The following is a 26,971-nucleotide window of genomic DNA, read 5'->3' as shown; positions in this document are numbered from 1 at the left end:
ATTAGAGGCCGGCGCCCGGGTAGTTCGGGCTTTCGCGGGTGATGGTCACGTCATGCGCGTGGCTTTCACGCAGGCCGGCACCCGAGATGCGCACGAAGGTCGCCCGCTCCTGGAACTCCTTGATCGTCGCGCCACCGACGTACCCCATCGCAGCGCGCAGGCCGCCGCCGAGCTGGTGCAGAACCCCCGATACCGGACCCTTGTACGGAACCTGGCCCTCGATGCCTTCCGGCACGAGCTTCAGCGTGTCGCGAACTTCCGCTTGGAAGTAACGATCGGCAGAACCGCGCGCCATGGCGCCAACCGAGCCCATCCCACGATAGGATTTGAACGAACGGCCCTGGTGCAGGTAAACTTCGCCGGGGCTTTCGTCCGTGCCGGCGAGCAGCGAGCCGACCATGACAGCCGATGCACCGGCCGCGATCGCCTTGGCAAGGTCGCCGGAGAACTTGATGCCGCCGTCGGCAATGACCGGGATGTTTTGCGCGCGGGCGGCTTCAACGGCCGACATGATGGCCGCAAGCTGCGGCACGCCGACACCGGCGACGATGCGGGTCGTGCAGATCGAGCCCGGGCCGATACCAACCTTCACGGCGTCCGCACCGGCATCGATCAGGGCCTTGGTTCCGTCGGCCGTGGCGACGTTGCCTGCCATGATGCGCACCGAGTTGGACAACTTCTTGACGCGGCTGACGGCATCAAGGACGCGCTGCGAATGGCCGTGCGCCGTGTCCACGACGAGAAGGTCGACTCCGGCTTCGATGAGGCGTTCGGCGCGCTCAAAACCATCGTCGCCGACGCTGATGGCAGCAGCGGCACGCAGGCGACCCTGGGCATCCTTCGATGCATTCGGATTGAGCTGCGACTTTTCGATATCCTTGACGGTGATGAGGCCAACGCAGCGGCCTTCGCCATCGATCACCAGCAGCTTTTCGATGCGGTGCTTGTGCAGCAGGCGCTTGGCTTCCGATTGGTCGACGCTTTCCTTGACCGTGACGAGGTTCTCGCGCGTCATCAGTTCATAGATGCGCTGGCTCGGATCGGATGCAAAACGCACGTCGCGGTTGGTGAGAATGCCGACGAGCCGGCCCGGCACATGACCACCACCGTTTTCGACAACGGGAATGCCGGAAATGCCGTGGGTCTTCATCAGCGAAAGCGCTTCGGCGAGCGTCGCGTCAGGGCCGATCGTCACCGGATTGACGACCATTCCGCTCTCGAACTTCTTGACCTGGCGAACCTCTTCAGCCTGGACAACTGGGCTCAAGTTGCGGTGGATAACACCGATGCCACCGGCCTGGGCCATGGCGATCGCGAGCCGGCTTTCGGTGACCGTGTCCATGGCAGCGGACAGGATCGGAAGGTTGAGCTCGATATCCTGGGCAATGGTGGTGGAGATATTGGTCTGGCCCGGCATGACCTCGGAGTGGGCGGGCTGCAGCAACACGTCGTCAAAGGTGAGCGCGTCTGCGCCGGTTGCCGTTTCTATGATGCGAGCCATGGCCAAATTCCTTCATTTAGAAAATGCGGGATACGCTCAGGAACGAATCTACGTCCCGACGCTCCGGCAACTATTGCTTGGAAGTTGGCGAGGGCTGGTAACACGTTCATGACGGGAAGGGAATAGCAAAAACCCGGAAGCGGACCTCCGGGTTTGCAAGAGTCACAGGCTGTTGGCCGAACCGCGGCCTCAGATGTCGAACTGGTAGCTCTTTGGCACGAAACGGTAGCCGGTTTCCTGCTTTTCGGCATAACCCACCGCCGGGAACGGCATGTGGTAGCCCAGGAAGGCGACCTTGTCGGTGGCGATCATGTCGAAGACCTTCTTGCGACTCTCGGCAGCCTTCGCCTTGTCCATGTCGAAGCGAACTTCCCAATCCGGCCGCTGCAGGGACAGAACAAAGTGGTTTGCCGTATCGGCGGTCAGAATGAGGCGCTTGCCGGCCGACTCGACGTTGAAGATCATGTGCCCAGGCGTGTGACCGGGTGCTGCCATTGCGGTGATACCGGATACGACTTCGCCACCGTCCTTCAGGAAGGTCATCTTGTCGGCGACCGGCTTGACGTTGGCGAGCACCGCCTTCTGATTTCCTTCCGCCGGTGTGCCGGCGCGTGCCGCATCGGTCCAGAAATTGTACTCGGTCTCGCCGGTAACATACCGCGCCTTCGAGAAGGCCGGCTTGCCATCTTCCATGATGCCGCCGATATGGTCGCCATGCAGGTGGGTCAGGACAACAATGCTGATGTCATCCGGCATGTAGCCCGCGGCCGCCAGACCTTCGATCAGGCGTCCCATGCCCTGCTCGCGCCCGGCCTTGCCGAATCCGGTATCGAACAGGATGACATCACTCCCGGTATCGATCAGCGTCGGGGAGAAGCTGTTCACGAACTGGTCGGCCGGCAGGAAATTATCGGTCAGGAGCTTGCCAACCTCTTCCGGCGATTGGTTGGTACCGAAGGTTTCGCCCGGGTTGCCGGAGGCACGGGCTCCATCCTTGACGACGAGCACCTGGAAGCTGCCCACCTTGAACTTGTGGATGTCAGGCGGGGTCACGCGATTTATTGCCAAATTCTGGTTCTCCTGGGCCTGCGCCCGCCCAAGAATGGTCGGTGCGGCGATAATTCCAAGGCCTGCGCTACCCAGCAGCGCGCGTCGGCCAATCCCGAATAGTGCCACGATAATCTCCCACGTTCTTGTTGTCGCCGAATTCCGCTTCGGGCTCCGGTGCAAGGCAAGATATTCACCTTGCCCGAGAGGGAAACCGGCATCACGCAGACGTGACGGAAAATGCCTTATCGCTTCAAGCAGTCGTTGGCATCCGCCACCGGTGGGTTTAAGCACGTTGCCACTCTGACGCATAAGCGTGGTTCTCGATGAATCGTATTGTTCCCCTGATCCTTGCCGTCGCCCTGTTCATGGAGCAGATGGATTCCACAGTCATATCGACTGCGCTTCCGACGATTGCAGAAGATCTAGAGGTCGGGCCGATCACGCTGAAACTCGCGCTCACCTCCTACATGGTGGCGCTCGCCATGTTCATTCCCGTCAGCGGCTGGATGGCCGATCGCTACGGCGCCAAGAAGATCTTCCGGCTTGCCATCTTCGTGTTCGTGATCGGCTCGATCTGCTGCGCCTTTTCGGCCACCCTCAGCCAGTTCGTCCTGTCCCGCTTCCTGCAGGGCATGGGCGGCGCGATGATGACACCTGTCGGGCGCCTCGTCCTGTTGCGCACCACCCCGCGCAGCGAGCTCGTGTCTGCGATGGCGCTGTTGACGATCCCGGCGCTGGTCGGACCTCTTACCGGGCCGCCTATCGGCGGCTTTATCACCACCTATTTCACCTGGCACTGGATCTTCCTGATCAACGTGCCGGTCGGCATCATCGGCATCTGGCTTGCCACCATCTACCTTCCCGAAGTTCCAGGCACCAATCCACCGGGCGTGGACTGGCGCGGCTTCCTGCTCACCTCCGTAACGGCAGCCGGTCTCGTCTTCGGGCTTTCGGTCATCGGCCTGCCCGCCCTGCCCCCGGCTGTCGGCATGATCGCCGCCGCCGCGGGCCTTGGTGCCGGCATTGTCTATGTGCTTTATGCCCGCAACCACCCGGCACCGATCCTGAACCTTCGGATCTTCCAGGATGATGCTTTTCGGACCGCGACGATCGGCGGCACGCTGTTCCGGATCTCGACAGGCGCCATCCCCTTCCTCCTGCCGCTGATGCTGCAACTTGCCTTCGGGCTGAACCCCTTCCAGTCGGGACTGATTACCTTTGCAGGCGCTGTCGGCGCGCTGATGGTGAAGTTCGTGGCGCGGCGCGTCTTTGCGATGTCCGGCTTCAAGATGACGCTGATCGTGGCTGGTACGCTGGGAGCGGCGACGACGGCCGCGAACGGCTTCTTCACGCCGCAAACGCCGCATGCGCTGATCATCGCCTTCCTGCTGATGTCGGGCGTCTGCCGGTCATTCTTCTTCACCGGCTCCAATGCTTTGAGTTATTCCGAGATAAGCGACGCCCAGGCGAGCCAGGCAACGTCCATCGCCTCCGTCGTGCAGCAGATCAGCCTCGCGCTCGGCGTGGCCTTCGCGGCCTTCATCCTGGAAGCCTCGTCGGTGGTCACGGGCTCACACCTGCAACTGGCCGATTTCCACCTGGCATTCTTCCTGGTGGCAGGGCTGTCGCTCTTCGCGGTCGTGCCGCTTCTGAGGCTCGACCCGATGACCGGCGCAGCGGTATCCGGTCATCGCCGGCCCAAGGTGGTTCAGTCCGAAGCGGGCGAGTGATCCTCGGCGTGATCGGCTGCCGCCTCCACCGGTTCGGCATCGGCTGACTGCACCTTGCGACCCTTGAAGTGCTTGGCGAGCAGGAACATCTCGACCGATTCCGCGCGAGAGGAATGCGGCTTGACGTGGATGACCTGCTTGAAGTTCTGCTTCAGCATGTTGAGCAGGTCGCGCTCCGTGCCACCCTGGAAGGTCTTGGCAAGGAAATGCCCGCCCTCGCCCAGCACGTCCACCGCGAAATAGGCGGCGACTTCGCACAGATGCATGGTGCGCAGATGGTCCGTCTTCTGGTGCCCGGTCGTGGGCGCCGCCATGTCCGAAATCACCAGATCCGGCGTGCCGCCAATCGCTTCCATCAGAAGCTCGGGTGCTTTCGGATCCAGGAAGTCGAGCTGCAGGATCTTCACGCCCGGCAGCGGCGCCATTTCCAGGAAGTCGATCGCTGCAACGCGAATATCCTCGTCCGTGGAATTCGTTACCTTGGCGGCGATCTGCGACCAGCTGCCAGGTGCTGCGCCAAGGTCGATGATGCGCCTGGCGCCTTTCAGGATGTGGTGCTTCTCGTCGATCTCGAGCAGCTTGAAGGCCGCCCGCGCCCGGTACCCCTCGAGCTTTGCCCGCTGCACGTAGGGATCGTTGATATGCCGCTCAAGCCAACGCCGCGACGACGCCTTCAGCTTGCCCTTCTTGACCTTCTGGCCGAGCTTGCGGCCCAGACGGTTGCTGCCCACCGGCGGTTTCGTCATCGCCTTGCTCCCGCTTCATCCGACCAATCCGAATGGCGGTGACCGCCATGGTGGCGCGACCGCACCCGGCGCCAAACGCCGTCATCGGCCATCATATCCGTCAACAGACCTTCACGCAGGCCGCGGTCGGCAACCCGCATCCGCGGGCTTGGCCAGCGGCGGCGGATTGCCTCGAGGATTGCGCAGCCGGCAAGAACCAGGTCGGCGCGGTCCGGCCCGATGCAGGGGTTCGACGCACGTCCAGCAAAATCCCAGGACAGGAGCTTTGCCTGCATGGCCGTCACTTCCTCGTCCGAAAGCCACAGGCCATCCACCTTGCGCCGGTCGTATCGCGGCAGGTCGAGATGCACGCCTGCAAGTGTCGTCACCGTACCCGACGTGCCGATCAGGTGGAAATCTTCCGCGCCGTGGCGATGTTCGGGCCTGACCGGCGGGCAATCGAAAGCGGCCAGCATGCCTTCCACTTCGGCGACCATGGCCGCAAACACATCCGGCGTGACGTCACGGCCGCCATGACGCTCAGACAGCGTCACGACGCCAACGGGCAAGGAGGTCCAGTGGGTGATGTGGTTCGCAAGCCGGCTCGAGCGGTTGTCATCGATGCGGATCACCGCGATTTCCGATGACCCCCCGCCGATATCAAAGAGAACCACCGACCGCGCCTCGCGCCCGACAAGCGACGAGCATCCGGAGACGGCCAGCCGCGCTTCGGTTTCGCGGTTGATGATTTCGAGCTCAAGCCCCGTCTCAGCCGTGACCCGCGCCAAGAATTCCTCGCCGTTTTCGGCCGAACGGCAGGCTTCGGTGGCAATCAGGCGCTTGCGGCGGATCGGCCGGTTGGCAAGCTTTGCCGCGCAGATTCGCAAGGCTTCCACCGCACGGTCCATCGCATCCTGCGAGAGCCTGCGGCTGGTGCCGAGACCTTCGCCCAAACGAACGATGCGTGAAAAGGCATCGACCACCCGAAACTGCCCCGGCCGCGTCGGCTGGGCAATCAGGAGGCGGCAATTGTTGGTGCCGAGATCAAGCGCTGCATAAAGATCATCGACGAACTGCGGCCGCTCTGGTCGCGCGCCTGGGCCTGAGGCATCCGGATCACGTGGCCGTTGCTCCCGCGCAGGCATGACCGATACGGCACCCGCGCCATTCGGCGACTTTGCGACGCTCGGTACGGCCTTGGCAGGCGCAAGCGGCCTGCCCTGCAAGCCGCGACCGCCGCGATTTTTCTTGCGTCGATGGCGAGGAGACTTGCCGGCCGGCGCCGACCCGGTTCCTGCAGCCTGCGGGGATGACACTGCGGCATCCGCCGGCTGGCCTGCCGCCGCAGCCGCAACAGCTTGCGGTGCACCGGCGGCCGAGGATTTCGAACGCCTGCGTTTGCGCTTGCGCACCGGCGCATCTGGCTTGGTATTTTGGGGGCGCGGAGCAGAGGCAGGCTCGACAGCCTTGCCCAAACGCAAGTTTGCCGCCGCGTCGCGGCGCTTGCCACGACGCTTCGCCTTGCCACGTCTTGAGGATTTCGCCTCATGACGCGATGCCGCCGACACCCCGCCTTCCGGCGGCTTTCCGCCGCTATCGGGGTCCATCACTTCTATGTCCATCTCGCCGCGCAATCCCTCAAAAGGGCTGCCGCTGGCGTCTGATCGTTTCGTTGGCGACAGGATAACAGCAGAGGCCGAGTTCGCCAATCGGTTTTTGCTCAGACGCAAATCGACGGAAGATCGAAGATTTTTTTGTCAGAGGGTATTTGCAAGTGCGAACTGTTTGGTTATAAGCCGCGCACACCGTTCGCGGGATTGCTTTGCAGCCCGCTCGTTGGGGAATAGTTCAACGGTAGAACGACGGACTCTGACTCCGTTAATCTTGGTTCGAATCCAGGTTCCCCAGCCAATTCTCCCAAAAAGCCCTGATTCCTCGATTTTCCAGTCCTGCCGGATGCGGTTCTTGCATTGGCGAAGTAGTGGCTGAGCGTTGGCGCTCCGCCGACCCAATAGCGAAGAACGCGGCTCGTATGCCTTTGGCCGCGCTCCGCATTCCCGCTACTGGTTGATCTCCGGCTGGACGAGCCGTCCGAGTTTGTCGAGCGAATCCTGCCAGCCAAGGTAGCAGCCTTCGCGCGGGATCAAATCCGGGATGCCGCTTTGCTCGATGGTGACTTCGGTGCCAACCGAGACCTTCTTGAACGTCACCGTCACCAGCATTTCGCCGGGCAGGTTAGGGTCATCGAAGCTGTCGGTGTAAACCAGCCGTTCGTTCGGCACGACCTCGCGATAGGTGCCGCCGAAGCTGTGGCTTTGCCCCGTCGTGAAGTTGCGGAAGGACATCCGATGCGTACCACCCGTGCGGGCATCGATCTGGTGCACCGTGCACAGGAAACCGTAGGGCGGCAACCAGCTCGCCAGTGCGTCCGGCTCCACGAAGGCGCGAAAAACCTTGTTTGGGCTGGTGGCGAAGACACGGTGAAGATTGACTGTGCTTGGCATGACGAGTTCCTTTTCGGTTGATCTTGCAGGATATCCCAAGGACGCGCCGCGCCATGGAAATCCGACAGGCGGCGGCATTTTTTCAAGCGGCGCTCACGGAGCACCTTTTGCCCACGGACATTCCAGTTGCATGGCGACGACATGGGCTGTGGGCAGTCCATAACGGCTGGCGATGTCCTCCAGCGTCTGGTCCAGCACTCTAGCCGGCGGTCCTTCTACGGACAGGAGGTCCTGCCCCACATGCGCCCTGTCCGGATCGGGCAGGATGCGGATGCCATTGGCGCTGACCACCGCCTCGCCGGATGCTGACTGTATCTCGACACTCGACCGGTAGCTGCGCGACCAGGCATCGGCCGCAAGCGCCAGCGATACTTCATCCACCCCGTCCTTGATCTGCAGCACGAACTCCTCACTATCCCAGAACGCCAGCCGGTTGGCGAGCACCGTCGTGGCGAAGCGGCGGGTAATACCGAACGCGGCGCTCAGGTGGCGTGCGTCCCAGCTTGGCACCCCGAGCCCGGCTGCAACCTCTTCAGCCTTTTGCCGTCCAGCGATCGCTTCGATGAGCGTCAGCATCATCGGCATGGAGGCGGAGATGCCGGTGGTGGTCGTCACTGCACCGTCCGAGACCATCCGCCGATCCGGCACGTAGTCGATGCCGGGGCTGCGTTGCAGAAGGTCGCGCAGGTAATACCAGTGCGTCGTGGCGCGTCTGTTGTCGAGCAAGCCGGTTGCTCCAAGCACCTTTGCGCCGGCGCAAACGGCAATGATCCGAGCACCCTTCTCCGCTTGCGCGCGCAGCCATCCGAGCACCTGCGGATCGTCGTCGCGGCTCATCGCCGGAACGATGACATAGTCTGCGCCGTCCGGATGTTCGGCATCGAAGGTTGCCATTGTCTGGTCCGCCTCCACCTGCAGCGCCGGATAAAGCCGCACCGGGCCTGGATCGGTCGAGACCAGAAGGACATCGGCGACATCGGCACGGCGCAGGATGCCCGTCGGCACCAGATAGTCCGTCGTTTCGGTCGCGTCGTTGATACCGATGACGGCAACCACCGGCCGCCGACCGTCCGGGGGACGCAGCGCCTCCAGCATCGCCTGCCGTTCGGCCTCCGGCACCTGCGGCGCCTCGGTGGCGGGCGCACCGGTCGGAAGCGACAACAGCCAGCCGCCGAAGCCCGCAAAGCAGAGAAGCATGAGCAAGATGATGCCCCAAAACAGATAGCGCATCGTCATCACTACTTCCTCCTGTTGAGAAACGGCATCGGCCGTTCATTGACATCAAGACTACTGCCGAGCGCCGCTGGCAGAAACGACAAAGAAGGAGTAATTTCTGCCAATGCAGGATATCGTCTTTGTCGTTTATTCCGGCTTCGAACTGCTCGATCTGGCTGGCCCGACCTCCGTCTTCAACGGTGCCAACCGGGCGCTTTCGCTGCGCAGCCAGCCGCCATTCTACGAGATCACGGTGGTCTCGGCGGCTGGTGGACCGGTGACGAGCAGCAGCGGCATTGTGGTGGAGACCATGGCCATCGCCACGCTTTCAGCCAAGCATCCGGCAACCGTTCTGGTCGTTGGCGCCGAGCGCGAACCGCTGCTGGCAGCAGTTTCCGATGCCGCTTTGCGCGTGGCGGTGCCATCTCTGGTCGCGTCTGCCGCGCGGTTTGGTTCGGTCTGCACCGGCGGTTTCGTGCTTGCCTCGCTCGGCCTCCTCGACGGGCACGAGGTGGCGACCCATTGGGATTCAAGCGAGCCGCTGACCAGGACTTTTCCCCAAGTGAGGGTCAATCCGGATGCACTTTATGTCGTCGACGGCCGTATCTGGACCTCGGCCGGCGTCACCACCGGCATCGACATGGCGCTCGCCATGGTGGCGCAGGATCTCGATGCGACGGTGGCGAGCGAGGTTGCCAAGCGACTGGTGCTTTATGCCCGGCGTCCAGGTTACCAGTCGCAATTCAGTCCGCTGCTGCAGGCGCAGGTGAAAGGTGACAGCCCGTTTGGCGAGCTCATCGGCTGGATCCAGTCCAATCTCGACCAGCCGCTCGAGGTGCCCCTGCTTGCTGCCCGCGTCGGCATGACCGAACGCACCTTTCACCGAAAGTTTGCCGCGGCAACCGGCGAAACGCCGGCGCGATTCGTGGAGATCGCCCGGCTGGATGCGGCCCGCATGCTTCTGTCGCGTGGCCTGTCGCTGAAGTCGGTGGCGGCGCAAGTCGGCCTGTTTCCGCCGGCGCGGCTGGCGGAGGCCTTCGAGCGTCGCTTCGGCATCGCGCCGCGGCTGTTCCGCGACATGCATGCGCAACTCTAGCTTTGACCCACCCGGGCAAAGCCTGCGAGCTTGGCATAACCGCGCACGATTGCTTCCCGTTCTTCGTGGCTTGCGACCTCGTCGATGCTGGTGAAACCTTCGGGTGCTCGCGATTCAACCACATCGATCACCCGTTCCGGCCCGCCTTCGCGATTGGCGAGGATGATCTTTTCCGTCGCCGGCCGACGTTCGGCATCATAGGCCAGCAATGCCGCCTCGATGGCGTTTCCGTGGGCGGTCAGTTGGTCGGCAAGGTTACGTGCATCGAGGATCGCCTGGCTCGCCCCGTTTGAGCCGACGGGATACATGGGATGCGCGGCATCCCCAAGCAGGGTCACGCGTCCGAACGACCAGTGCGGCAGCGGATCGCGATCGCAGTTCGGGTATTCATAGAAGTCTGTCGTCGCCTCGATGACGGCGGCGGGATCGGCAAAGTCGAGTCGGAATCGGTCGCGGACGAAGCTGAGTGCTTCGGCCAGCACGCCGCGGCGGCTCCAGTCCTCCTTGCGGGGTGGCGACGCACCGTTTTCACCGGTTCGGGCCATCACAGCCCAGTTCGTTAGAGGTCTTGCATCTCCATCGTCCCGGGCGATCGGGTAAAAGACGAATTTGGAAAAGTTGCCGCCGGCGATCGCCATGGTGCGACCGTCGCGCCATCTCGGCCATGGGGTACAGCCACGCCAGAGCATGACGCCGTTCCAGATCGGCGGACCTTCCTCGGGATAAAGCCGGGCGCGGAGTGTCGAGTGAATGCCGTCGGCGCCCACCAGCAGGTCACCGGAGGCCGATCCCCGCTCGCCGGTTGGTGTGACAAAGCCGAGGCTGACACCCATTGCTGACTGTTCGAAGCCGTCGACGCGGCAGCCGGTATGGATCGCATCCTGCCCCAGCCTCTGGATAACTGCCTGGTGAAGAACCCCGAGCAGGCGCCCACGGTGGATGCTGATCTGCGGGTGGGCGTGTCCGCCATCGAGCCCACGCAGTTCCTGCCAGACCACTTGACCGAAGCGGTTGGTGTATAAAAGCTCGCGGGTGCGGATGCCTGCGGCATCCAGTTCCGCCTCCAGTCCGAGATCGGCGAGTTCCTTCACCGCATGCGGCAGCATGTTGATGCCGACGCCAAGCTCACGAATTTCTTCAGCGCGCTCGAAAACCTCGACCTCTATTCCCGCTCGATGAAGGAACAAGGCGGTCGTCAGACCGGCGATGCCCCCACCGGCAATCAATGCCTTCATGGTCCTGCTCCTCGCTCTGTTGATGTTCAACTGAGCCTAGGACGCGTGACCGGACCCGCATACGACAGAAGGCAGCAGATTTCTGCCAAACGGCGGCACCGCGCTCGGGCCGCGGTGAGTTCGGCAAGGGAACCAACCCATCGCAGGTCTGTTAATGACCCGACGCCTGGAGCGGCACCGGTTGCCGCCCGGCATTACCGGCAAAACTGACCAGGAGACGAGAACATGATGGCACGTTACAAGATCGTCGAGCACGATGGCGGCTGGGCATACAAGCTGGGTGACGTGTTCTCGGAGACCTTCCCGAGCGAGGAAGCGGCACACAAGGCGGCCGAACTTGCCGCGAAACGCCAGCAGGTTGGCGGCGACCCGGCCGACATCTCCTACCAGGATGCGACAGGCAACTGGCGCAACGAACATGTCGACGGCGGCGAGCGTCCGGAGACCGAAGTGGTGGATTCTCCTCAGGCAGAAGAAACCCGTCTGCCCTAAGCGGCCAGGGTGGAAGCATTTAGTTCAATGAGGGCGCGAGCTGCATGCTGGCGCCCTCGTCTATTGGACGTGCTGGATGCGTTTGCCGGATTGCGGCTCAAAGAGATGCAGGTCTTCGACCGCGACATCGAGCGCGATCACCTCACCTTCCCTGACGACCGTGGATGCCGGCAAGGCGACATTGATCTCGTGGCTGCCGTTGCGAACCGTCACCAGGCGCGTCTCGCCGTGGAACTCGTTTCGCTCGACGCGGCCCCGGAAGGCGCCCGGCTCCCCCGTCACCCGGAAAGCGCCGGGGCGGATCCCCACAGTTACCGGCCCCGTGTCGAGGGCGAGACATGCCGGGATGCGGATCTCATCTGCGCCGAGCACGCCGTCCGACACTTCCATCGGAATGAAGTTCATGTTCGGCGTGCCGATAAATCCCGCAGCAAACAGGGTCGCCGGCGTCTGGTAGATTTCCTCTGGCGTTCCCATCTGCTCGATCCGGCCGTCCTTCATCAACACGATCCGGTCGGCCAGCGTCATCGCCTCGAGCTGGTCGTGGGTCACGTAGATACTGGTGGTCTTCAGGCTGCGATGCAGGCGGGCGATTTCCACCCGCAAACTGCCCCGTAGCTTGGCATCAAGGTTGGAGAGCGGCTCGTCGAACAGGAAGACTTCCGGTGTCTTGATCATGGCGCGGGCAATCGCCACGCGTTGCTGCTGGCCGCCGGAAAGCTCGGTCGGCTTGCGTGAGAGGTAGACACCAAGCCCGAGGCTCTCGACCACCGGCGCCAGCCGACCTTCTATCTCGGCCTTCGGCACTCCGGACCGCTCCAGCCCAAAGGTGATGTTCTCGCGCACGCTCATATGCGGATAAAGCGCATAGTTCTGGAAGACCATGGCGATGCCGCGGTCGCCCGGATCGCGGTCGTTCATGCGCTGGCCGCCGATCAGGAGTTCGCCGCCGGTGATTTCCTCCAGGCCGGCAATCATCCGCAGCATGGTGGACTTGCCGCAACCTGAGGGACCGAGGAACACCACGAACTCGTGGTCGTCGACCTTCAGGTTGAAGTCCCGCATGACTTCGAGGGCGCCATAGACCTTGCGGATGTCACGGCATTCGACTGTCGCCATCAGTTCCTCTCCCCATCGACGATGATCTGCAGCTTCACGTCTTCAGGGCGTGCTTCGGCGGCCCGCTCGAAAGCTGCAATCGACTGGTCGAACGAGAAGGTGCCGGAAACCAGCGGCTTCAGGTCCACCTTACCGGCCGCGATCAGGGCGAGCGCCCGGTCGAAGACATTGGCATAACGGAAGACGGTCTCGATGCGGCATTCGCGCGAGCATGCTGCGGCGATGTCCATCGGCACCGGCTCCGGCGGCAGGCCGACGAGAACGACCGTGCCGCCCGGACGCACGACCTTAAAGAGGTCGCGCACGGCGGCGGCGGCACCTGAGCATTCGAAAACAATGTCCGCGCCCCAGCCATCGGTTGCCGTGTTGACTGCCTCGACCAGGTTCTGTTCGCGCAGGTTGACGCCGGTGATGCCGTCATAGGTCTCGGCGAGCTTCAGCTTGGTTTCCGACAGGTCGGAGATCAGCACCCGCGAGCAGCCGCCAGCAAGGGCTGCAAGCGCCACCATGATGCCGATCGTGCCGCAACCCGTGACCACCGCCGTGTCGCCGGGGGTGATCTTCGCCCGGGTTGCCGCCTGCATGCCAACCGCAAACGGCTCGACCATCGCGCCTTCGGCGAAGGAAACGTTGTCGGGCAGCTTGTAGGTGAAGCTTGCCGGATGAACCGTTTCGGGCACGAGCACGCCGTGCACCGGCGGCGTTGCCCAGAAGGTCACGGCCGGATCGACGTTGTAGAGGCCGAGGCGGGAGGCGCGGGACTTGGGATCCGGAATACCCGGCTCCATGCAGACCCGGTCGCCCGGCTGAAGTTGCGTCACGTTGGCGCCGACCTCGATAACCGTGCCGGCCGCTTCGTGACCCAGCACCATCGGCTCGTTGACGACAAAGTCGCCGATCCGGCCATGGGTGTAATAGTGCACGTCGCTGCCACAGACGCCGACCGTGTGCAGGCGGATGCGGACGTCGTCCGGGCCCATCTCCTGAGGAAGGTCGATATCACGCAGGGAGAGTTCGCCAACACGTTCGAGGACAAGTGCTTTCATGAGTATCAACCTTGATCAGTTTTCTTTGAGAATGCGGCATTCAAGCCCCCGGCCATGACGCCGAGCAGGATCAGTGGCGGCAGGGACAGGAGGACAACGGCGGCGTTGAGGATGCCCCAGGGGACGTTCATGCCGAGCTGCGACATTTCCGAGGCAATGATGGGCAGCGTCTTCGCTTTCGACGTCGTCAGCATCATGGCGAGCAGGAACTCGTTCCAGACCAGCACGAAGGAGAAGGCGATCGCGCCGAAGATCTGGAAGCGGGCGATCGGCAGGGCGATCCGGAAGAAGGTCGCATAGGGTCCGAGGCCATCGACGCGCGCGGCCTCCTCCACATGCAGGCTGACGCGCTCGAAGGACGGCACCGAGAGCCAGATGGTAATCGACGCCGTCACGATCAGGTAGGTGACGATCAGCGATAGCCGAGTGTCGTAGAGGTCGAGCCCGAGCCAGATCACCAGCATCGGGATGGCGATCGCGACCGGCGGCAGGAAGCGCAGCGACAGGACGAAAAACTGGGCTTCTGCCGTCAGCCGGTTCTTGAAGCGGGCAATGACATAAGCCGCCGGTACACCGATCACGGCGCCGATCAGCACCGCGGTGGAGCAGATGATCAGCGAGTTCGTCAGCGCGCGCGCCACGGAGCGGCGGTTCAGGACATAACTCATGTTGTCCCAAACCGGCTGGAAGACGAGCTTTGGCGTGCTGACCAGCAGGTCGGCATTGGTCTTGAACGCGTTGAGCAGCGTCCACAACAGCGGCAGCACGACAAGCGCGGCGGCAAGAATCAGGAGGAGCCTGAGCAGAAGGGTCGAGATCTTCATCGGTTCAGCCTCTTCCAGGTGAAGGTGAAGGTGACGATCGTCAGAACCATCATGATGACCGCCATGGACGAGGCATAGGAGATCTTCCCGGATTCGATGAAGCCCTGCGAATAGGCGTACATGTCGAGCGTTTCGGTGGAGATGCCGGGACCGCCGCGCGTCATAACGTAAACGAGGTCGAATGAACGCAGGCTCTCGATCGCCTTGACCAGCAGCAGGCTGATCAACGGCGCCTTCAGCATCGGCAGCGTGACGAAACGATGCACGCCAAAACGCGAGGCGCGGTCGATGCGGGCGGCCTCCAGCGGCTGCGGCGGCAGGGACTCCAGCAGCTTCAGGATGATGACGGCGAAGAAGAGACCCCACTGCCAGACATCCACGAAGGCGACCGCAAGCAGTGCACCGAGCGGCGTAGAAAGGATATCCGGCGTGCTGCCGGTGATCTCGCGCACCGGCCAGGTCAGCGCGCCATAAAGCGGATGGAAGGAGAACTTCCAGACAAAGGCGGCGCAAACGCGCGGCAGCAGGACCGGGATGATGAAAAGAACGCAGAGGATGTTGCGCACCCGCGGGCTTGCCGCCTCGAACATGGCGATGCCGAGCGCCAGCCCGGTGACCATGGTCGCGGTGACGCTGATGATTTCCCACTTGAACGACACCCAGAGCGCGTTGAGGAAGCGGGCATCGGAGAAAAGCGCGACATAGTTGGCGAACCAGACATAGTCAGCAGTCGGCTGCGACAGGGTGCGGTTCTGCAGCGAAATGTTGATCGCATAGATCGTCGGCACCAAAGCCAGCACGACCAGGATGCCCAGGGTGGGCCCGAGAAACACATAAGGCAGCGAGCGGCCGCGACGCATGGCAGATCCTCACGATTGGGGATGGGCGCGCCGTTTCCCGGCGCGCCCCGGCGGTGCCTTGGGAGGCGTCAGAGCTTGGCGGCGAAGGCCTCGAGTTCGTCGAGCGTCGCCTTGATGTCCTTGCGGCTGCCGGTGATCAGCTCTTCGAGCATGATACCCCACTGGTTGCCGAGTTCCTGCCAGCGTGCATCCTGCCAGAAGGTGACGGTCGTCTTTTCGCCGGTTGCCGCCATGGCGTCCGACAGGTTCTGGCCGAAGGTCTTGGCGTATTCCGGGCTCTGGTAGGTGCTGGTGCGGGTCAGTTCGCCCGGCTGGCCGGCTTCCAGACGCCGTGCTTCCTGCTCCTTGGAGGTTGCCCAGGCAACGAAGAGGCCTGCGCAGGCCTTTTCTTCCTCGGTCGCATTTGCCTTGGAGGCGATGGCGAAGCCGTGGGCGTAACCACCACCCGGCAGCGGCGACGGCGGAACGGAGAAGGCAACCTTGTCAGCCACCTGGCTCTGCGCCTTGTCGACCGACATGCCGCCAAGCGGAGCGGATTCGATGATGATCGCAACCTTTCCGGCCCGGAAAGCGCCTGTGGACTCATCCCAGGAACCCGTCTGGGTGCCCGGTGCGGAATACTTGAAGAGGTCGAGATAGGCTTCCGTTGCCTTCACCGCCGCTTCCGAGTTGAACGCAGGCTTGCCGTCCTTGAACCACTCGCCACCATTGGCTTTGAACAGCGGCATCCAGCGCCAGACGTTCGCGCCGGAACCACGCTGGCCACGCAGAGCCGTGCCGTAGACGCCGTTGTCCGGATCATGCAGCTTCTTGACCGCCGCGACGTATTCCTCCCAGGTCTTCGGCGGCTGGATGCCGGCCTTTTCCAGAAGATCAGTGCGGTAGACCATCAGGTCGCCGCCGCCCTGGATCGGCGCAAACCACTGTTTGCCGTCATAGGTGGCGGCAGCGCGCATGCCGGCATCGAAGTCGTTGTAGTCGTATTCCTTCGGGTAATAACCTTCCAACGGGACGATCCAGCCGGAGGATGCAAAAAGCGCAAGGTTGGCTTCGTCCACGTAATAGACATTGAAGCTTCCGACCGTCGAGGCATCTGCCTGCGACTTGGCGCGACGATCGTTTTCGTTGAGGTAGCTGATCTCGAAGCCGGCGCCCGAGAGTTCCTCGAACTCGTCGACATACTTCTCGAGCAGTGTCAGGCCGTCTCGCGGCTGTGCCAGGATGCGAAGATCGTCACTGCACTGGGCGGCGGCAAATGCACTGGATGCGGTGAGCAAGGCGATAACCGCGCACCCGGCGCGGAGCGTGTTCAATCTCATGATTTCCTCCCATGGACGGCAGTTCCCAATGGCCGTCGACAACCGCGATTGTGCCAAGAGCGCACGGAGGAACTAGTTTGCAATTCGCTGCGAAATGATACTATTTTGACTTTAGCTTGGTCTTTATGGAGAGTTCCGGTGTCCGTTGCACCAGATTTCCCGCGCTCTGCTTCGGACACCTTCACCGCCACGCGTGAGCAGATCGTCCTGCCGCGCGGCATGTCCTACCTCATCCGCCGCGACGACTATCCGAACCCGATCTGCATCTGGAACTACCATCCGGAATGGGAAATCCATTACATCCCAGCCGCCCAGGGCTTCGCTTATGTCGGGGACTATGTGGGACCCTTCAAACCGGGGCACCTGATGCTGACCGGCACCAACATGCCGCATAACTGGATCACGCCCGGCGCCCCTCACCTGCCGGGCCGCGACCTGGTGCTGCAGTTCGATGCCGATGCGCTGATCGGCGTGCGGTCGGTCTGTCCGGAATTCGAAGTCCTTCACCGCCTGAAGCCGATTGCCGACCGCGGCATTGAGATCCTTGGCCCCGAAGCGACCGAGATCGGCTCGAAGGTGATCGAGCTGCATGAAAACCATGGTGGCCCGCGACTTGGCCTTTTCATCGAGATCCTGGAGCGGATAGAGGCAGCGCCGCAAAAGCGGCTGCTCGCCAGCGAACATTTCACCGCGACCTATAACGACATGTCGGACCGGCGGCATCGGCGGATCGACCGCGCCATCCAGATCATGCAGTCCAATCCGGGAGCCTCCATGAACGAGGTGGCCGGGCTCGTGGGGCTCGAACCCTCGGCCTTCTCCCGCGCCTTCCGGCGCCTGACCGGCATGAACTTTTCGGCCTATAGCCGCTCGGTGCGCGTTTGGCGGGCGCGAACGCTGCTCGCCGAAACCGACGTGCCGATCACCGACATCTGCTTTGAAGCGGGGTTCAACAATCTCTCGAACTTCAACCGCTACTTCCGGCTGGAAACGGGCTTTACGCCGCGTGAATACAGGAAAGCCGCCCGTATCCGGGCAAGCTCGATGATCGCATCGCCGGCCAAGGTGGCCTAACGCCGGCGAAAGCCGTTCAGCGCGTGGAGCAGGTCTTCCAGCAGATACGGCTTCGTCAGTTGCACAGCATCCTTGATGCCGGACTCGTGGCGCCCGACATCGTCGCCGCTCGCGAACACGATTCCGATCGCAGGAATCGTCTCCTTGGCGTCGCGCGCAAGCTGGACACCTGAAATTCCCGGAAGCCCGACATCGGTCAGGAGAACATCGACCGTCTGGTTGCGCAGGATGTCGATGGCGCAGGGCGCATCCGCCGCCTCGAACACGGTGTGGCCGCTCGCCACCAGCATGTCGACCGTACTTGCGCGGATCAGTTCGTCGTCTTCCACCACCAGCACGCGCAGGCATTCCGCCGTATAGGCTGGGGTCAGCAGATCGGCGACCGCAGCCGGCTCCTGCGTTTCAGCAACCTTGTGCTGTGCCTGGTTGCCAAGCACCTGGCGCACCTTGCGGGCGAGCGCTTCGCGGCTGTAGGGCTTCGACAGCAGGTCGACGCCGGGATCCAGCCTGCCGCCATGGACGATGGAATTCTCCGTGTAGCCAGAGGTGAACAGCACGGCGATTCCCGGCAACATCTCCTTTGCGCGGCGCGCCAGTTCGGGGCTGCGCATCGGCCCCGGCATCACCACGTCGGTGAACAGCAGGTCGATCGCGATGCCGCTGGAGATGATGGCATAGGCTGCCTGCGCATCATTGGCCTTGAGCACCCGATAGCCAAGATCAGTGAGCAGCGCGACTGAGGTTTCACGCACCTCGTCGTCGTCTTCCACGACGAGAATGGTTTCCGTGCCGCCCGTAACGGGCATGTTGCGCACGTCTTCCAGAGCGTCTTCCACCTGGTGAACGCGCGGCAGGTAGATCCGTATCGTCGTACCGTGCCCAACTTCGCTGTAGATCTTCAGGTGTCCGCCGGACTGCTTGACGAAGCCGTAGACCATGGAGAGGCCAAGACCGCTGCCCTTGCCTTCGCCCTTGGTGCTGAAGAACGGCTCGATGACCCGCTCCAGGATCGCCGGATCAATACCGCTGCCAGTATCAGTCACCGCTACCATGACGTATTGGCCGGGCTTCACGTCCTCATGGGCCAGCGCATAGGCGTCGTCCAGCATGGAATTGCCGGTCTCGATGGTAAGGCGGCCCTGACCGTCCATCGCGTCGCGTGCGTTGATCGCAAGGTTGAGGATGGCATTTTCGAGCTGGCCGGGGTCGATCTGGCAGTTCCACAGACCGCCAGCCATGACGGTCTCAAGCTCTATTTCTTCGCCGAGCGCGCGCCGGAGCATGTCATCCATGTTCTGGATGAGCTTGCGCACGTCGACCACCTTCGGCTCCAGCGGCTGGCGCCGACCGAAGGCAAGCAGTTGTGCGGCAAGCTTGGAGCCGCGCGAAACGCCCGCCAGTGCATTCTGCACCCGTCGCTCGGCAGCGGCGTTGCCACGCAGGTCCTTCGATAGGAGCTGAAGATTTCCGCTGACGACCTGCAGCAGGTTGTTGAAGTCGTGCGCCACACCGCCCGTCAGCTTGCCGAGCGCCTCCATCTTTTGGGCCTGGCGCAGCGCCTGCTCGGCCTGCTCGCGTTCGGCCACTTCCTCCTGCAAGCGATCAAGCGCGCTGTGAAGCTCCTCGGTCCGCTCGCGAACACGCTGCTCGAGGCTCTGGTTCATCTGCTGAAGCTGTTCCTCGGCCCGCTTCTGGTGCGTGACATCGAAGCCATCAACAAAGATGCCGGTCACGGTGCCGCTGGAATCGAAGATCGGCTGATAGATGAGGTTGACGAAGCGCTCCTCGGCCTTGGTGTCCGCGGAACGCTTGAGCGTCACCGGAACCGCCTTGCCGATATAGGGCTTGCCGGACCAGAAAACGTCATCCAGCAGTTCATAGAACCCCTGACCCTCGATATCCGGCAGCGCCTGGCGCACCGGCAGGCCCAGCAGGTCGCGATGCCCCACTAGTTGCAGATAAGCGTCGTTCGTGAGCTCGAAGACATGGTCTGGACCGGCCAGAATCGCCATGAAGCTCGGCGCCTGCTGGAACAGGTCGCGCATCCGCTCGGCTTCCGCCTTGCGCACCTGGACTTCATCGGCAAGCTGGCGATTGAGCTGCTCCAGCTTTGCGGCAACCTCTTCCTTCAGGCGGGCGGCCTCGGCCAGCACCACAGAGCGGCGCTGCTCCGCCTCAAACGCGATGACGCTTGCAAGCGCCGAAGCAATCTGGCCAGCCGCGAGCTTGAGGAAGTCGATATAGTGGTCCGTTTCCTGTAGATACGGATTGAGGCCGCAGATCAGCACCCCTTCCGGCCGGCCGCCGCCTTGCCCGAGCAGCGGCACGATGGCGGCGCGCTTCGGCGGCTTGTCCCAGGCGCCCATCGGCGGCGACGAGCCTTCTGGAATGTCAACTACCAGCGTCGCGTGATTATTCCAGGCGGAGCAGAGATCCCATAGGCCGGACGTGCCGTCGATCACCGCAGGACTCAGGGGATGGCAATCCCCCATCTGGTTTGCGCACCGACGCCTTGCGGATCCGTCTTCATCGAATTCATAAAGCAGGCTGAACGGCAGGTCCTTCAGGTTTTCGCCTAGAGCAATGCATGCAGCCTCGAATACGGCCGGGCGGGATTTTGCCGCGCTCAGGCTGAAGGCAAGCTGCCGCAACGTATCCATCCGGCGCTCGTTGAGAACGCGTTCGGTTTCCTCGGACACCGCGCAGAATACGCCTTCGACTTCGCCACTGTCGCCGATCAGCGGGCTGTAGGAGAATGTATGATAGGTTTCTTCCGGATAACCGTGACGCTCAAGCACCAGGAGCAGCGCCCGGTCCCAGGTCGCCTGTCCCTCTTCATAAACGGTGGCAAGTCTTCCCTGGATGTCGTCCCATATTTCCGCCCAGAGTTCCTTGGTCGGCACGCCGAGCGACTTGGGATGCTTGGTGCCGAGGGTCGGGATATAGGCGTCGTTATAGAAGAAGTTGATGTCCGGGCCCCAGCCCAGCCACATCTCGAAGCGCGAGGTGAGCAGCAGCCGCAGCGCGACCTTCAAGGCGTTCGGCCAGTTCTCCGCCGGACCGAGCGAGGTGGAGGCCCAGTCATGCTCGCGCATGAGACGTGCCATCTCGCTGTCGCCTATAAAGATGTCGTGGAAGTGCCGCGCCGAAAGCGTGTCCATGTGACCCCTGCGTTCTAGAGAGCGCGCGTTAGATAGGGCGATGAACCGACCATGTCGAGGCACGGAAGCTGCATTACCGTCGCATGGTGAACTTCTTTTAGAGAAAGAAACCGATCTTGGTTAAACTACCAGGAACATCTCGTTTTTTCTTGCCGGTAAGCCTGTTGCACGATCTTGGATCATCGCGCTCTTCGTGCAATCTACAGCAGACCGACAGAAGGAAGATCCATGCTCACCACCGAACGCAAGGCGTTGCTTCTCGATGCGTTGAGCAAGAATGGCCGGATCATCGCCAAGGAGTTCAGCACGGCACTCGGCGTTTCCGAGGATACCATACGGCGTGACCTCCGAGAGCTTGCAAGCGAAGGCCTGTTGCAGCGGGTCCATGGCGGCGCCCTTCCCTCGTCCAAAGCCCTGGGAGACCTGCAGGCGCGCCGGAGCGTATCAGCGGACGAGAAGACGGAGATCGCAAAGCTTGCCGCCGGCATGGTGCAGGCAGGGCAGATCATCTTCCTTGATGGCGGCACCACGACCGTCAAGCTCGCCCGCGCACTGCCGAAGGACCTGCGCGTGACCGTGGTGACCCATAGCCCTGATGTCGCCACCGCGCTTCTCGACCACCCGGAGGTGGAGGTGGAAGTGATCGGCGGGCGCATCTACAGACATTCCAACGTTGCGGTCGGCGCGGTTGCAATCGAGAACCTCTCGCATATCCGCTCGGACATCTATTTCATGGGCGTCACTGGCATTCATGCCGAACACGGGCTGACGACGGGTAACCGGGAAGAAGCGGCAGTGAAGCGCGCCATTTGCCGGCAGGCCGCCGAGACGGTCGTGCTGGCATCACGGGAAAAGCTAGGCGCCGTCTCCGCCTATAGTGTCGTCGGCTTCGATAAGGTGGATACGCTTCTCGTCAGCCGAAAGTGCCCGGAAGACCTGCTCGCGCCCCTGCGCGCAATCGGCGTCCAGATCAGCAGCACCCGAACCTGAAGCGCGACTTATTTGCTTGCCACGGCGCCATAAACGACAAAGAAAATGAACAGCCCTACGAAGGCCGCGCCGACACAAGCGAGGCCGAACATGCTCAAGGCGCCAAACTTCGGCTTGCCGCGCGGCGCCGGTGCCTCGTTGGTCTTGTCCTGATGTTTTGGCTGGTCGTCTCGTTCCATCTGCGCCTCCCGGTCTGCATCTCCAGGTCGATTTGGTTCGCCAACCTTCGACGGCACGCGAAGTTCCGGCACGACAGGGTGATCGATCAGGCGGCGACCTGCGCCTTGCCGCTGCTTTCGCGAATATCCCTCGCCGGCGTGGTCCCGAACAAGCGCCCATATTCGCGGGTGAACTGAGGAATGCTCTCATAGCCGACCGCATAGGCGGCATTGCTGATGGCCGCACCTTCGGAGATCATCATCCGCCGCGCTTCGATGAGGCGAAGCTGCTTCTGGAACTGCAGCGGCGAAAGAGACGTCACCGCCCTGAAATGCTGGTGGAAGGATGACGGGCTCATGCCCGCCACGACAGCCAGACGCTCGACGGGAAGCGTCTTGGCATATTCGGCACGGATCACCGCCACCGCCCGCGCGATCCGGTTCGCATGGCTATCGGCAAAGCCAAGGTTTCGAATGCCGGCGCCATGGCGGCCAGTCAGCAGCCAATAATGCATCTCCCGGATCAGTTGGTCCTGCAACACCGGGATTGACGCCGGCCGGTCGAGCAGCCGCATCAGGCGCAGCGCCGCGTCGGCAACCTCCGCTTCGGTGGGATCGATGCGGATCGGCGCGCCCGTTCCAGTTTGCGCCACGCCGATCTCCATCACCAGCGACTGCGTCACCAACGGATCGATGTCGAGCACCAGGGAGTAAAATGGCTCGCCCGCGGTGGCGCGGGTGATCTGGCTCACATTAGGGACATCCGCGGCAATCAGCAGCGACTCCCCTGCGCCGAAGTCGAAGGTCTCGCTCCCCATCGTTACCCGCTTCGCTCCTTGCAGGACGAGCGCCACAAGCGGCTTGGAGATGGCGTATTGCAACTCGCTCGGAGCCGTGGCGCGCATGGCAAACAGGCCGGGTATGGGCGTACGGGCAACGCCGAACGCATCGGCATTGGCATCAGCAAAGCGGCGGACGCAGTCCAGCAAGGTGTTGCTCATGGCGGCTCCTGTCGGTGCAACAGAGAGAGTGATTAAACTGCCGAACCGGCTACCCGGCAAGTCACCTTGGAGGATCAGGCAAAACGGCAAGCGCTTCAAGCAACCGGTGCCCAACGAGATGGAGGATAAACGGCCATTCCAGACGGGAGGCCGATACCTCCCTCCAAACCTCGAAGGAGAGCCCACATGAGCACAGTATCGATCGTCACGGGTGGCAGCCGCGGGCTTGGCCGCAACACCGCCATCAGCATCGCTCGTCGCGGTGGTGACGTCATCATCACCTATCGCAGCGGCGAAGATCAGGCAAAAGACGTTGTGGCCGAGATCGAAGCACTCGGTCGCAAGGCCATCGCCATTCAGCTTGATGTTACAGACATCTCGTCCTTCAAGGACTTCGCCACCAAGATCAGCGAGGCGCTGGCCGCCACCTGGCAGCGGGAGTCATTCGACCACCTGGTCAACAATGCCGGGCATGGCGACATGGCAAGCTTTGCGGAAACAACGGAAGCGCAGTTCGACGCCCTGTTCGATACGCATGTGAAGGGCGTGTTCTTCCTGACGCAGGCGTTGCTGCCGCTGCTGAAGGATGGCGGCCGCATCATCAACTTCTCCTCCGGCCTCACGCGGATTTCGGCTGCCGGCTTTTCGGCCTATTCCGCCGCCAAGGGAGCGATCGAGGTCCTCACCGTCTATATGGCCAAGGAACTTGCATCACGTGGGATCACCGCCAACGTGGTCGCACCCGGCGCCATTGAAACCGACTTCCTGGGTGGAGCAGTGCGAGACATGCCGGACCTCAACAAGCAGTTCGCAGCAATGACTGCGCTGGGGCGTGTCGGTGTTCCTGATGATATCGGGCCGGTCGTTGCAGGCCTGCTTGGCCCCGAAAACCGCTGGATCACCGCACAGCGCATCGAAGTCTCGGGCGGCCAGGTCATCTGATCTCGGATGCGAGGCCGCGGGATCCTCACCGTGGCCTCGCATCCGTTGCACAGCCGCCTCAATGACCTGCTGATAATCCGGCGAGACTGCATTTTTCGTTTGCGCCGCCGCATTGGCGGCGGCATGGTCACCTCCAGCTAACGAGTTGGAATGGAAAGAGGATCATGGCAGCGGATGCAATCGTGTTGGGAGCCGGAATCGTTGGAGTTTCAACGGCACTACAACTAGCGCGGCGCGGCAAGTCAGTTGTTCTGGTGGACAGGAAGGACCCGGGGCTCGAAACGTCGTATGGCAATGCCGGCCTGATCCAGCGCGAAGGCGTCGTCCCTTACGGGTTCCCGCAGCAGTTCGGGCTTATCCTGCGCTACGCGCTCAACAACCGCATTGATGCGCATTTCCACTGGCGGGCGATTCCGTCCGTTTCTTCCTTCCTGGCCAAGTATTGGTGGCACTCGAACCTTTCCCGCCACCAGCTGATCGCACGGGCTTATGCACCGCTCATCGAACATTCGATCTCAACCCACAACGAGCTGATCGAGGAAGCCGGCGCGCAGGACCTCATCGTCAAGAACGGCTGGACGGAAGTCTTCCGCACCAACGGCAAGCGCGACAGCGAATTCAAGGAAGCCGAACGCCTTGCCAGCGAATATGGCGTTGCCTTCAAGCGCCTGACGCCGGCGGAACTTGCCCAACAGGAACCACATCTTTCGACGGATCTCGTGGGCGGGCTTCGCTGGGAAGATCCGTGGTCGGTCAAGGATCCGCTGGCGTTGACGCGGGCCTATGTCGCCCTCTTCGAAAAGCTCGGCGGCCGCGTATTGAAGGGTGATGCCAAGAGCCTTTCCAAGACGGCCACGGGCTGGCGCGTGGTTGCCGGCAACGGAACAGTCGAGGCCAAAGACGTCGTCGTGGCGCTTGGACCGTGGTCGGACACGGTCACCAAGCCGCTCGGCTACAACTTCCTCGTGGGCGTCAAACGCGGCTATCACATGCACTATGGCACGAAGGGCAACGCGAAGCTCAACGGCTGGACCATGGATGCCGAGCGTGGCTACTTCCTTGCGCCGATGAACCAGGGCATCCGCCTGACAACCGGCGCGGAGTTCGCCCGCCGTGACGCGCCGAAGACCCCCGTGCAGCTTGAGCGCGCGGAAGCCGTGGCCCGCTCCATCTTCCCGCTCGCCGAGCGTCTCGACAAGGAGCCCTGGATGGGCGCCCGCCCCTGCACGCCGGACATGATGCCGGTGATCGGCAAGGCGCCGCGCCATGACGGTCTCTGGTTCGCCTTCGGGCACGCGCATCACGGGCTGACGCTTGGACCGGTCACCGGCCAGGTGATTGCGGAAGCCATCGTCGGCGAGAAGACGCTGGTCGACATCTCGTCCTACCGGCCGGAGCGTTTCGGCGCATAACGAAGAGATAGACCTTAGCCGAGCCTCGACACGACGAAGCTCGGCTGAGGATGATCGTTAAAGCTCGGTGGGGAAACTACCCTTCAGGTAGTAAGTCGCCTGGGCACGCGTGATTGATTTAAACTGCTTCACCAGTTGCTCGGCTTCGGCCTGCGGCACCATCAGCGCGAGCCGAAGCGTCGACCCCGCCATGTGGAACATCACCAGCAGCGTTTCGCGATAATCCTGCCGCCGCGCCTCATCCACGAACTGGAAGGTGGCGTCATAGAACATTTCCGCCTGGACGCGTGTCTCGTTGATATCGCGGTCGGACAGGCGCTTATCGGCCTGGATTGCGTTCAAAAGGTCCTGCGTCGAAGGCCTTTCGCGCATCTGGTTGTAGTAGAGGTCGAACAGGCCGGTGGTCGCATCCACGGCATCGGACGCGCTTTCAATCCCCTTGATGTGGTCGAAGACAAAAGAGCGGACTTCATCGGCGTAACGCTCATAAAGCGTGCCGATGATCGCCGACTTGTTCGGGAAGTACTGGTAGACGGAAGCGATCGGCCCGCCCGATAGCGCGGCGATCTCCTTCATCGTCACCGCGTCGATACCCTTGCGCCCGATCAGTTCCATCGAAACCTTCAGGATCTCGTCGATCCGGTCGCGACTTCGCTCCTGTTTCGGCACCCGGCGAAGCGAATTGCTCCCCTGGCCACCCGTCGAATCTGGCATGCGTACACCGTCTCCTCACAAACACCTGCCGACAATTTCGCGCCTCGAGCCGGTTCCCTCCTCCGGGCAAGCCACTCAGAGCGCAAAAATTTCGGTTCATACGATGGAGGACGCCTCCCGGATCACTCGGGGATGAGATTTTTTATTCGCCAGGAGTGGTGGGCAGGGCTTCGAGCTTCTGCATCGCGTCATCGACGATGGTTTCGAGATCGGCGTCGATGTCTACAGCAACAACACCGGCTTCCCCGCGAGGGTCTTCCAGCGTCGCGAGTTGGCTCTGCAGCAGGGAGGTTGGCATGAAGTGGCCCTTGCGGGCGCCCATGCGCTGTTCCAGGAGTTCCGGATCGCCGGTCAGGAAGACGAAATGAAGTGGCCCCTGGCTCTCCTGACGGAGCCGGTCGCGGTAGATCTTCTTCAGGGCCGAGCAGGTCACCACCACGCTTTCGCCGCGCTGTGTGGCGGCAGCAAGCTCGGCTCCGACGAGATCGAGCCAGGGCCAGCGATCGTCATCCGTCAGCGGGATGCCGCGGGCCATCTTCTCGACATTCATGGCCGGATGCAGGCGGTCGCCTTCGATGAACTGGCAGCCGAGCCGTTGCGCCAGGCGTTCGGCGACGGAGGTCTTGCCAGACCCGCTCACACCCATGACCACAACCGCAAGCGGAGACCGAGCTTCAGGCTTCAACATCTATTGGTACTCCCAGAAGGACACCGACTGCGGCCGGGCTTCAGATTCGAAACCTGAGTTAACCTCAGATTTTCCAATTTTCTTACCCGAAGGTTTAAGAAGGTGCGGGTTAAAT

General features: G+C 62.5%; 24 protein-coding genes and 1 tRNA gene. 8 read left to right on the top strand and 17 right to left on the bottom strand.

Going from position 1 to position 26,971, the window contains the following annotated elements; all coding sequences use genetic code 11:
* Position 1 precedes the first annotated feature (1 nt).
* Both guaB and CYG48_RS01540 read right to left on the bottom strand, forming a co-directional pair.
* The gene (gene guaB / locus CYG48_RS01545) at positions 2–1,501 is read right to left on the bottom strand and encodes an IMP dehydrogenase (protein WP_118848776.1); all 1,500 of its coding nucleotides are present in this window, start codon (positions 1,499–1,501) and stop codon (positions 2–4) included.
* 189 nt (positions 1,502–1,690) lie between these two features.
* Positions 1,691–2,680, bottom strand: coding sequence for an MBL fold metallo-hydrolase (locus CYG48_RS01540; RefSeq protein ID WP_445304345.1), 990 nt, complete (start codon positions 2,678–2,680; stop codon positions 1,691–1,693).
* A gap of 194 nt (positions 2,681–2,874) precedes the next feature.
* Here CYG48_RS01540 and CYG48_RS01535 point away from each other — a divergent pair, with 194 nt between their 5' ends.
* Positions 2,875–4,281 (top strand): MDR family MFS transporter, encoded by a 1,407-nt coding sequence (locus CYG48_RS01535; RefSeq protein WP_118848775.1) that lies wholly within the window; start codon positions 2,875–2,877, stop codon positions 4,279–4,281.
* On the opposite strand, the gene CYG48_RS01530 is transcribed toward CYG48_RS01535, so the two are convergent.
* On the bottom strand, positions 4,260–5,027 hold the full coding sequence (locus CYG48_RS01530) for an RlmE family RNA methyltransferase (RefSeq protein WP_118848774.1): 768 nt from the start codon (positions 5,025–5,027) through the stop codon (positions 4,260–4,262). The genes CYG48_RS01535 and CYG48_RS01530 overlap by 22 nt on opposite strands.
* Positions 5,024–6,628, bottom strand: a complete 1,605-nt coding sequence (locus CYG48_RS01525) for a Ppx/GppA phosphatase family protein (protein ID WP_118848773.1) — start codon at positions 6,626–6,628, stop codon at positions 5,024–5,026. Before CYG48_RS01525 ends, CYG48_RS01530 begins: the two co-directional genes overlap by 4 nt.
* A gap of 215 nt (positions 6,629–6,843) precedes the next feature.
* On the opposite strand from CYG48_RS01525, the gene CYG48_RS01520 reads away from it, so the two are divergent.
* Positions 6,844–6,917 (top strand) — tRNA-Gln (locus CYG48_RS01520).
* 149 nt (positions 6,918–7,066) lie between these two features.
* Here the strand turns inward: CYG48_RS01520 and CYG48_RS01515 are convergent.
* Both CYG48_RS01515 and CYG48_RS01510 read right to left on the bottom strand, forming a co-directional pair.
* Entirely contained in the window at positions 7,067–7,510 is a 444-nt protein-coding gene (locus tag CYG48_RS01515) for an SRPBCC family protein (RefSeq protein WP_118851420.1), read from the bottom strand.
* Between the two features lie 93 nt (positions 7,511–7,603).
* Entirely contained in the window at positions 7,604–8,746 is a 1,143-nt protein-coding gene (locus CYG48_RS01510; protein ID WP_118848772.1) for a DJ-1/PfpI family protein, read from the bottom strand.
* A gap of 103 nt (positions 8,747–8,849) precedes the next feature.
* Here CYG48_RS01510 and CYG48_RS01505 point away from each other — a divergent pair, with 103 nt between their 5' ends.
* The gene (locus tag CYG48_RS01505) at positions 8,850–9,821 is read left to right on the top strand and encodes a GlxA family transcriptional regulator (protein ID WP_118848771.1); all 972 of its coding nucleotides are present in this window, start codon (positions 8,850–8,852) and stop codon (positions 9,819–9,821) included.
* On the opposite strand, the gene CYG48_RS01500 is transcribed toward CYG48_RS01505, so the two are convergent.
* Positions 9,818–11,056: a flavin-dependent oxidoreductase gene (locus CYG48_RS01500; RefSeq protein ID WP_118848770.1), complete on the bottom strand. Its 1,239-nt coding sequence runs from the start codon at positions 11,054–11,056 to the stop codon at positions 9,818–9,820. The genes CYG48_RS01505 and CYG48_RS01500 overlap by 4 nt on opposite strands.
* 225 nt (positions 11,057–11,281) lie before the next feature.
* Here CYG48_RS01500 and CYG48_RS01495 point away from each other — a divergent pair, with 225 nt between their 5' ends.
* Complete coding sequence (locus CYG48_RS01495) at positions 11,282–11,548, top strand: DUF2188 domain-containing protein (protein ID WP_445304313.1); 267 nt, start codon at positions 11,282–11,284, stop codon at positions 11,546–11,548.
* Between the two features lie 60 nt (positions 11,549–11,608).
* On the opposite strand, the gene CYG48_RS01490 is transcribed toward CYG48_RS01495, so the two are convergent.
* The 5 genes from CYG48_RS01490 to CYG48_RS01470 all read right to left on the bottom strand — a co-directional run bounded on the left by CYG48_RS01490 (position 11,609) and on the right by CYG48_RS01470 (position 16,716).
* The gene (locus CYG48_RS01490) at positions 11,609–12,667 is read right to left on the bottom strand and encodes an ABC transporter ATP-binding protein (protein ID WP_118848768.1); all 1,059 of its coding nucleotides are present in this window, start codon (positions 12,665–12,667) and stop codon (positions 11,609–11,611) included.
* Positions 12,667–13,713 carry an NAD(P)-dependent alcohol dehydrogenase gene (locus CYG48_RS01485; RefSeq protein WP_118848767.1) on the bottom strand — a complete coding sequence of 349 codons (1,047 nt, stop codon included), beginning with the start codon at positions 13,711–13,713 and terminating at the stop codon, positions 12,667–12,669. Before CYG48_RS01485 ends, CYG48_RS01490 begins: the two co-directional genes overlap by 1 nt.
* A 5-nt stretch (positions 13,714–13,718) precedes the next feature.
* A complete protein-coding gene (locus tag CYG48_RS01480; RefSeq protein WP_118848766.1) occupies positions 13,719–14,537 on the bottom strand; it encodes a carbohydrate ABC transporter permease in 819 nt (272 codons plus the stop codon).
* A complete protein-coding gene (locus CYG48_RS01475) occupies positions 14,534–15,397 on the bottom strand; it encodes a carbohydrate ABC transporter permease (RefSeq protein ID WP_118848765.1) in 864 nt (287 codons plus the stop codon). Before CYG48_RS01475 ends, CYG48_RS01480 begins: the two co-directional genes overlap by 4 nt.
* 68 nt (positions 15,398–15,465) lie before the next feature.
* A complete protein-coding gene (locus CYG48_RS01470; protein ID WP_118848764.1) occupies positions 15,466–16,716 on the bottom strand; it encodes an ABC transporter substrate-binding protein in 1,251 nt (416 codons plus the stop codon).
* 138 nt (positions 16,717–16,854) lie between these two features.
* Here CYG48_RS01470 and CYG48_RS01465 point away from each other — a divergent pair, with 138 nt between their 5' ends.
* The gene (locus tag CYG48_RS01465) at positions 16,855–17,790 is read left to right on the top strand and encodes an AraC family transcriptional regulator (protein WP_118848763.1); all 936 of its coding nucleotides are present in this window, start codon (positions 16,855–16,857) and stop codon (positions 17,788–17,790) included.
* Here the strand turns inward: CYG48_RS01465 and CYG48_RS01460 are convergent.
* A complete protein-coding gene (locus CYG48_RS01460) occupies positions 17,787–20,951 on the bottom strand; it encodes a hybrid sensor histidine kinase/response regulator (protein ID WP_245450372.1) in 3,165 nt (1,054 codons plus the stop codon). The genes CYG48_RS01465 and CYG48_RS01460 overlap by 4 nt on opposite strands.
* A gap of 228 nt (positions 20,952–21,179) precedes the next feature.
* Between CYG48_RS01460 and CYG48_RS01455 the strand changes: the two genes are divergently transcribed.
* Positions 21,180–21,941 (top strand): DeoR/GlpR family DNA-binding transcription regulator, encoded by a 762-nt coding sequence (locus CYG48_RS01455; RefSeq protein ID WP_118848762.1) that lies wholly within the window; start codon positions 21,180–21,182, stop codon positions 21,939–21,941.
* 8 nt (positions 21,942–21,949) lie between these two features.
* Here the strand turns inward: CYG48_RS01455 and CYG48_RS22360 are convergent, their stop codons facing one another.
* A complete protein-coding gene (locus CYG48_RS22360; protein ID WP_199925185.1) occupies positions 21,950–22,120 on the bottom strand; it encodes a hypothetical protein in 171 nt (56 codons plus the stop codon).
* Between the two features lie 86 nt (positions 22,121–22,206).
* Entirely contained in the window at positions 22,207–23,100 is an 894-nt protein-coding gene (locus tag CYG48_RS01450; RefSeq protein ID WP_118848761.1) for an AraC family transcriptional regulator, read from the bottom strand.
* A gap of 186 nt (positions 23,101–23,286) precedes the next feature.
* Between CYG48_RS01450 and CYG48_RS01445 the strand changes: the two genes are divergently transcribed.
* Both CYG48_RS01445 and CYG48_RS01440 read left to right on the top strand, forming a co-directional pair.
* Positions 23,287–24,042: an SDR family NAD(P)-dependent oxidoreductase gene (locus CYG48_RS01445; protein WP_118848760.1), complete on the top strand. Its 756-nt coding sequence runs from the start codon at positions 23,287–23,289 to the stop codon at positions 24,040–24,042.
* A 164-nt stretch (positions 24,043–24,206) separates the two neighbouring features.
* A complete protein-coding gene (locus CYG48_RS01440) occupies positions 24,207–25,454 on the top strand; it encodes an NAD(P)/FAD-dependent oxidoreductase (protein WP_118848759.1) in 1,248 nt (415 codons plus the stop codon).
* A gap of 57 nt (positions 25,455–25,511) precedes the next feature.
* Here the strand turns inward: CYG48_RS01440 and CYG48_RS01435 are convergent, their stop codons facing one another.
* Positions 25,512–26,168, bottom strand: a complete 657-nt coding sequence (locus tag CYG48_RS01435; RefSeq protein ID WP_118848758.1) for a TetR/AcrR family transcriptional regulator — start codon at positions 26,166–26,168, stop codon at positions 25,512–25,514.
* Positions 26,169–26,310: 142 nt separating this feature from the next.
* Positions 26,311–26,856 carry a gluconokinase gene (locus tag CYG48_RS01430; protein ID WP_118848757.1) on the bottom strand — a complete coding sequence of 182 codons (546 nt, stop codon included), beginning with the start codon at positions 26,854–26,856 and terminating at the stop codon, positions 26,311–26,313.
* Positions 26,857–26,971: the final 115 nt, after the last annotated feature.

Origin of the sequence: Neorhizobium sp. SOG26 (genome assembly GCF_003491345.1) — a bacterium.
GTDB classification, from domain to species: Bacteria; Pseudomonadota; Alphaproteobacteria; order Rhizobiales; family Rhizobiaceae; genus Neorhizobium; species Neorhizobium turbinariae.
Note: the sequence above shows the minus strand (reverse complement) of the source record. Positions and strands in the feature narration are given on the sequence as shown.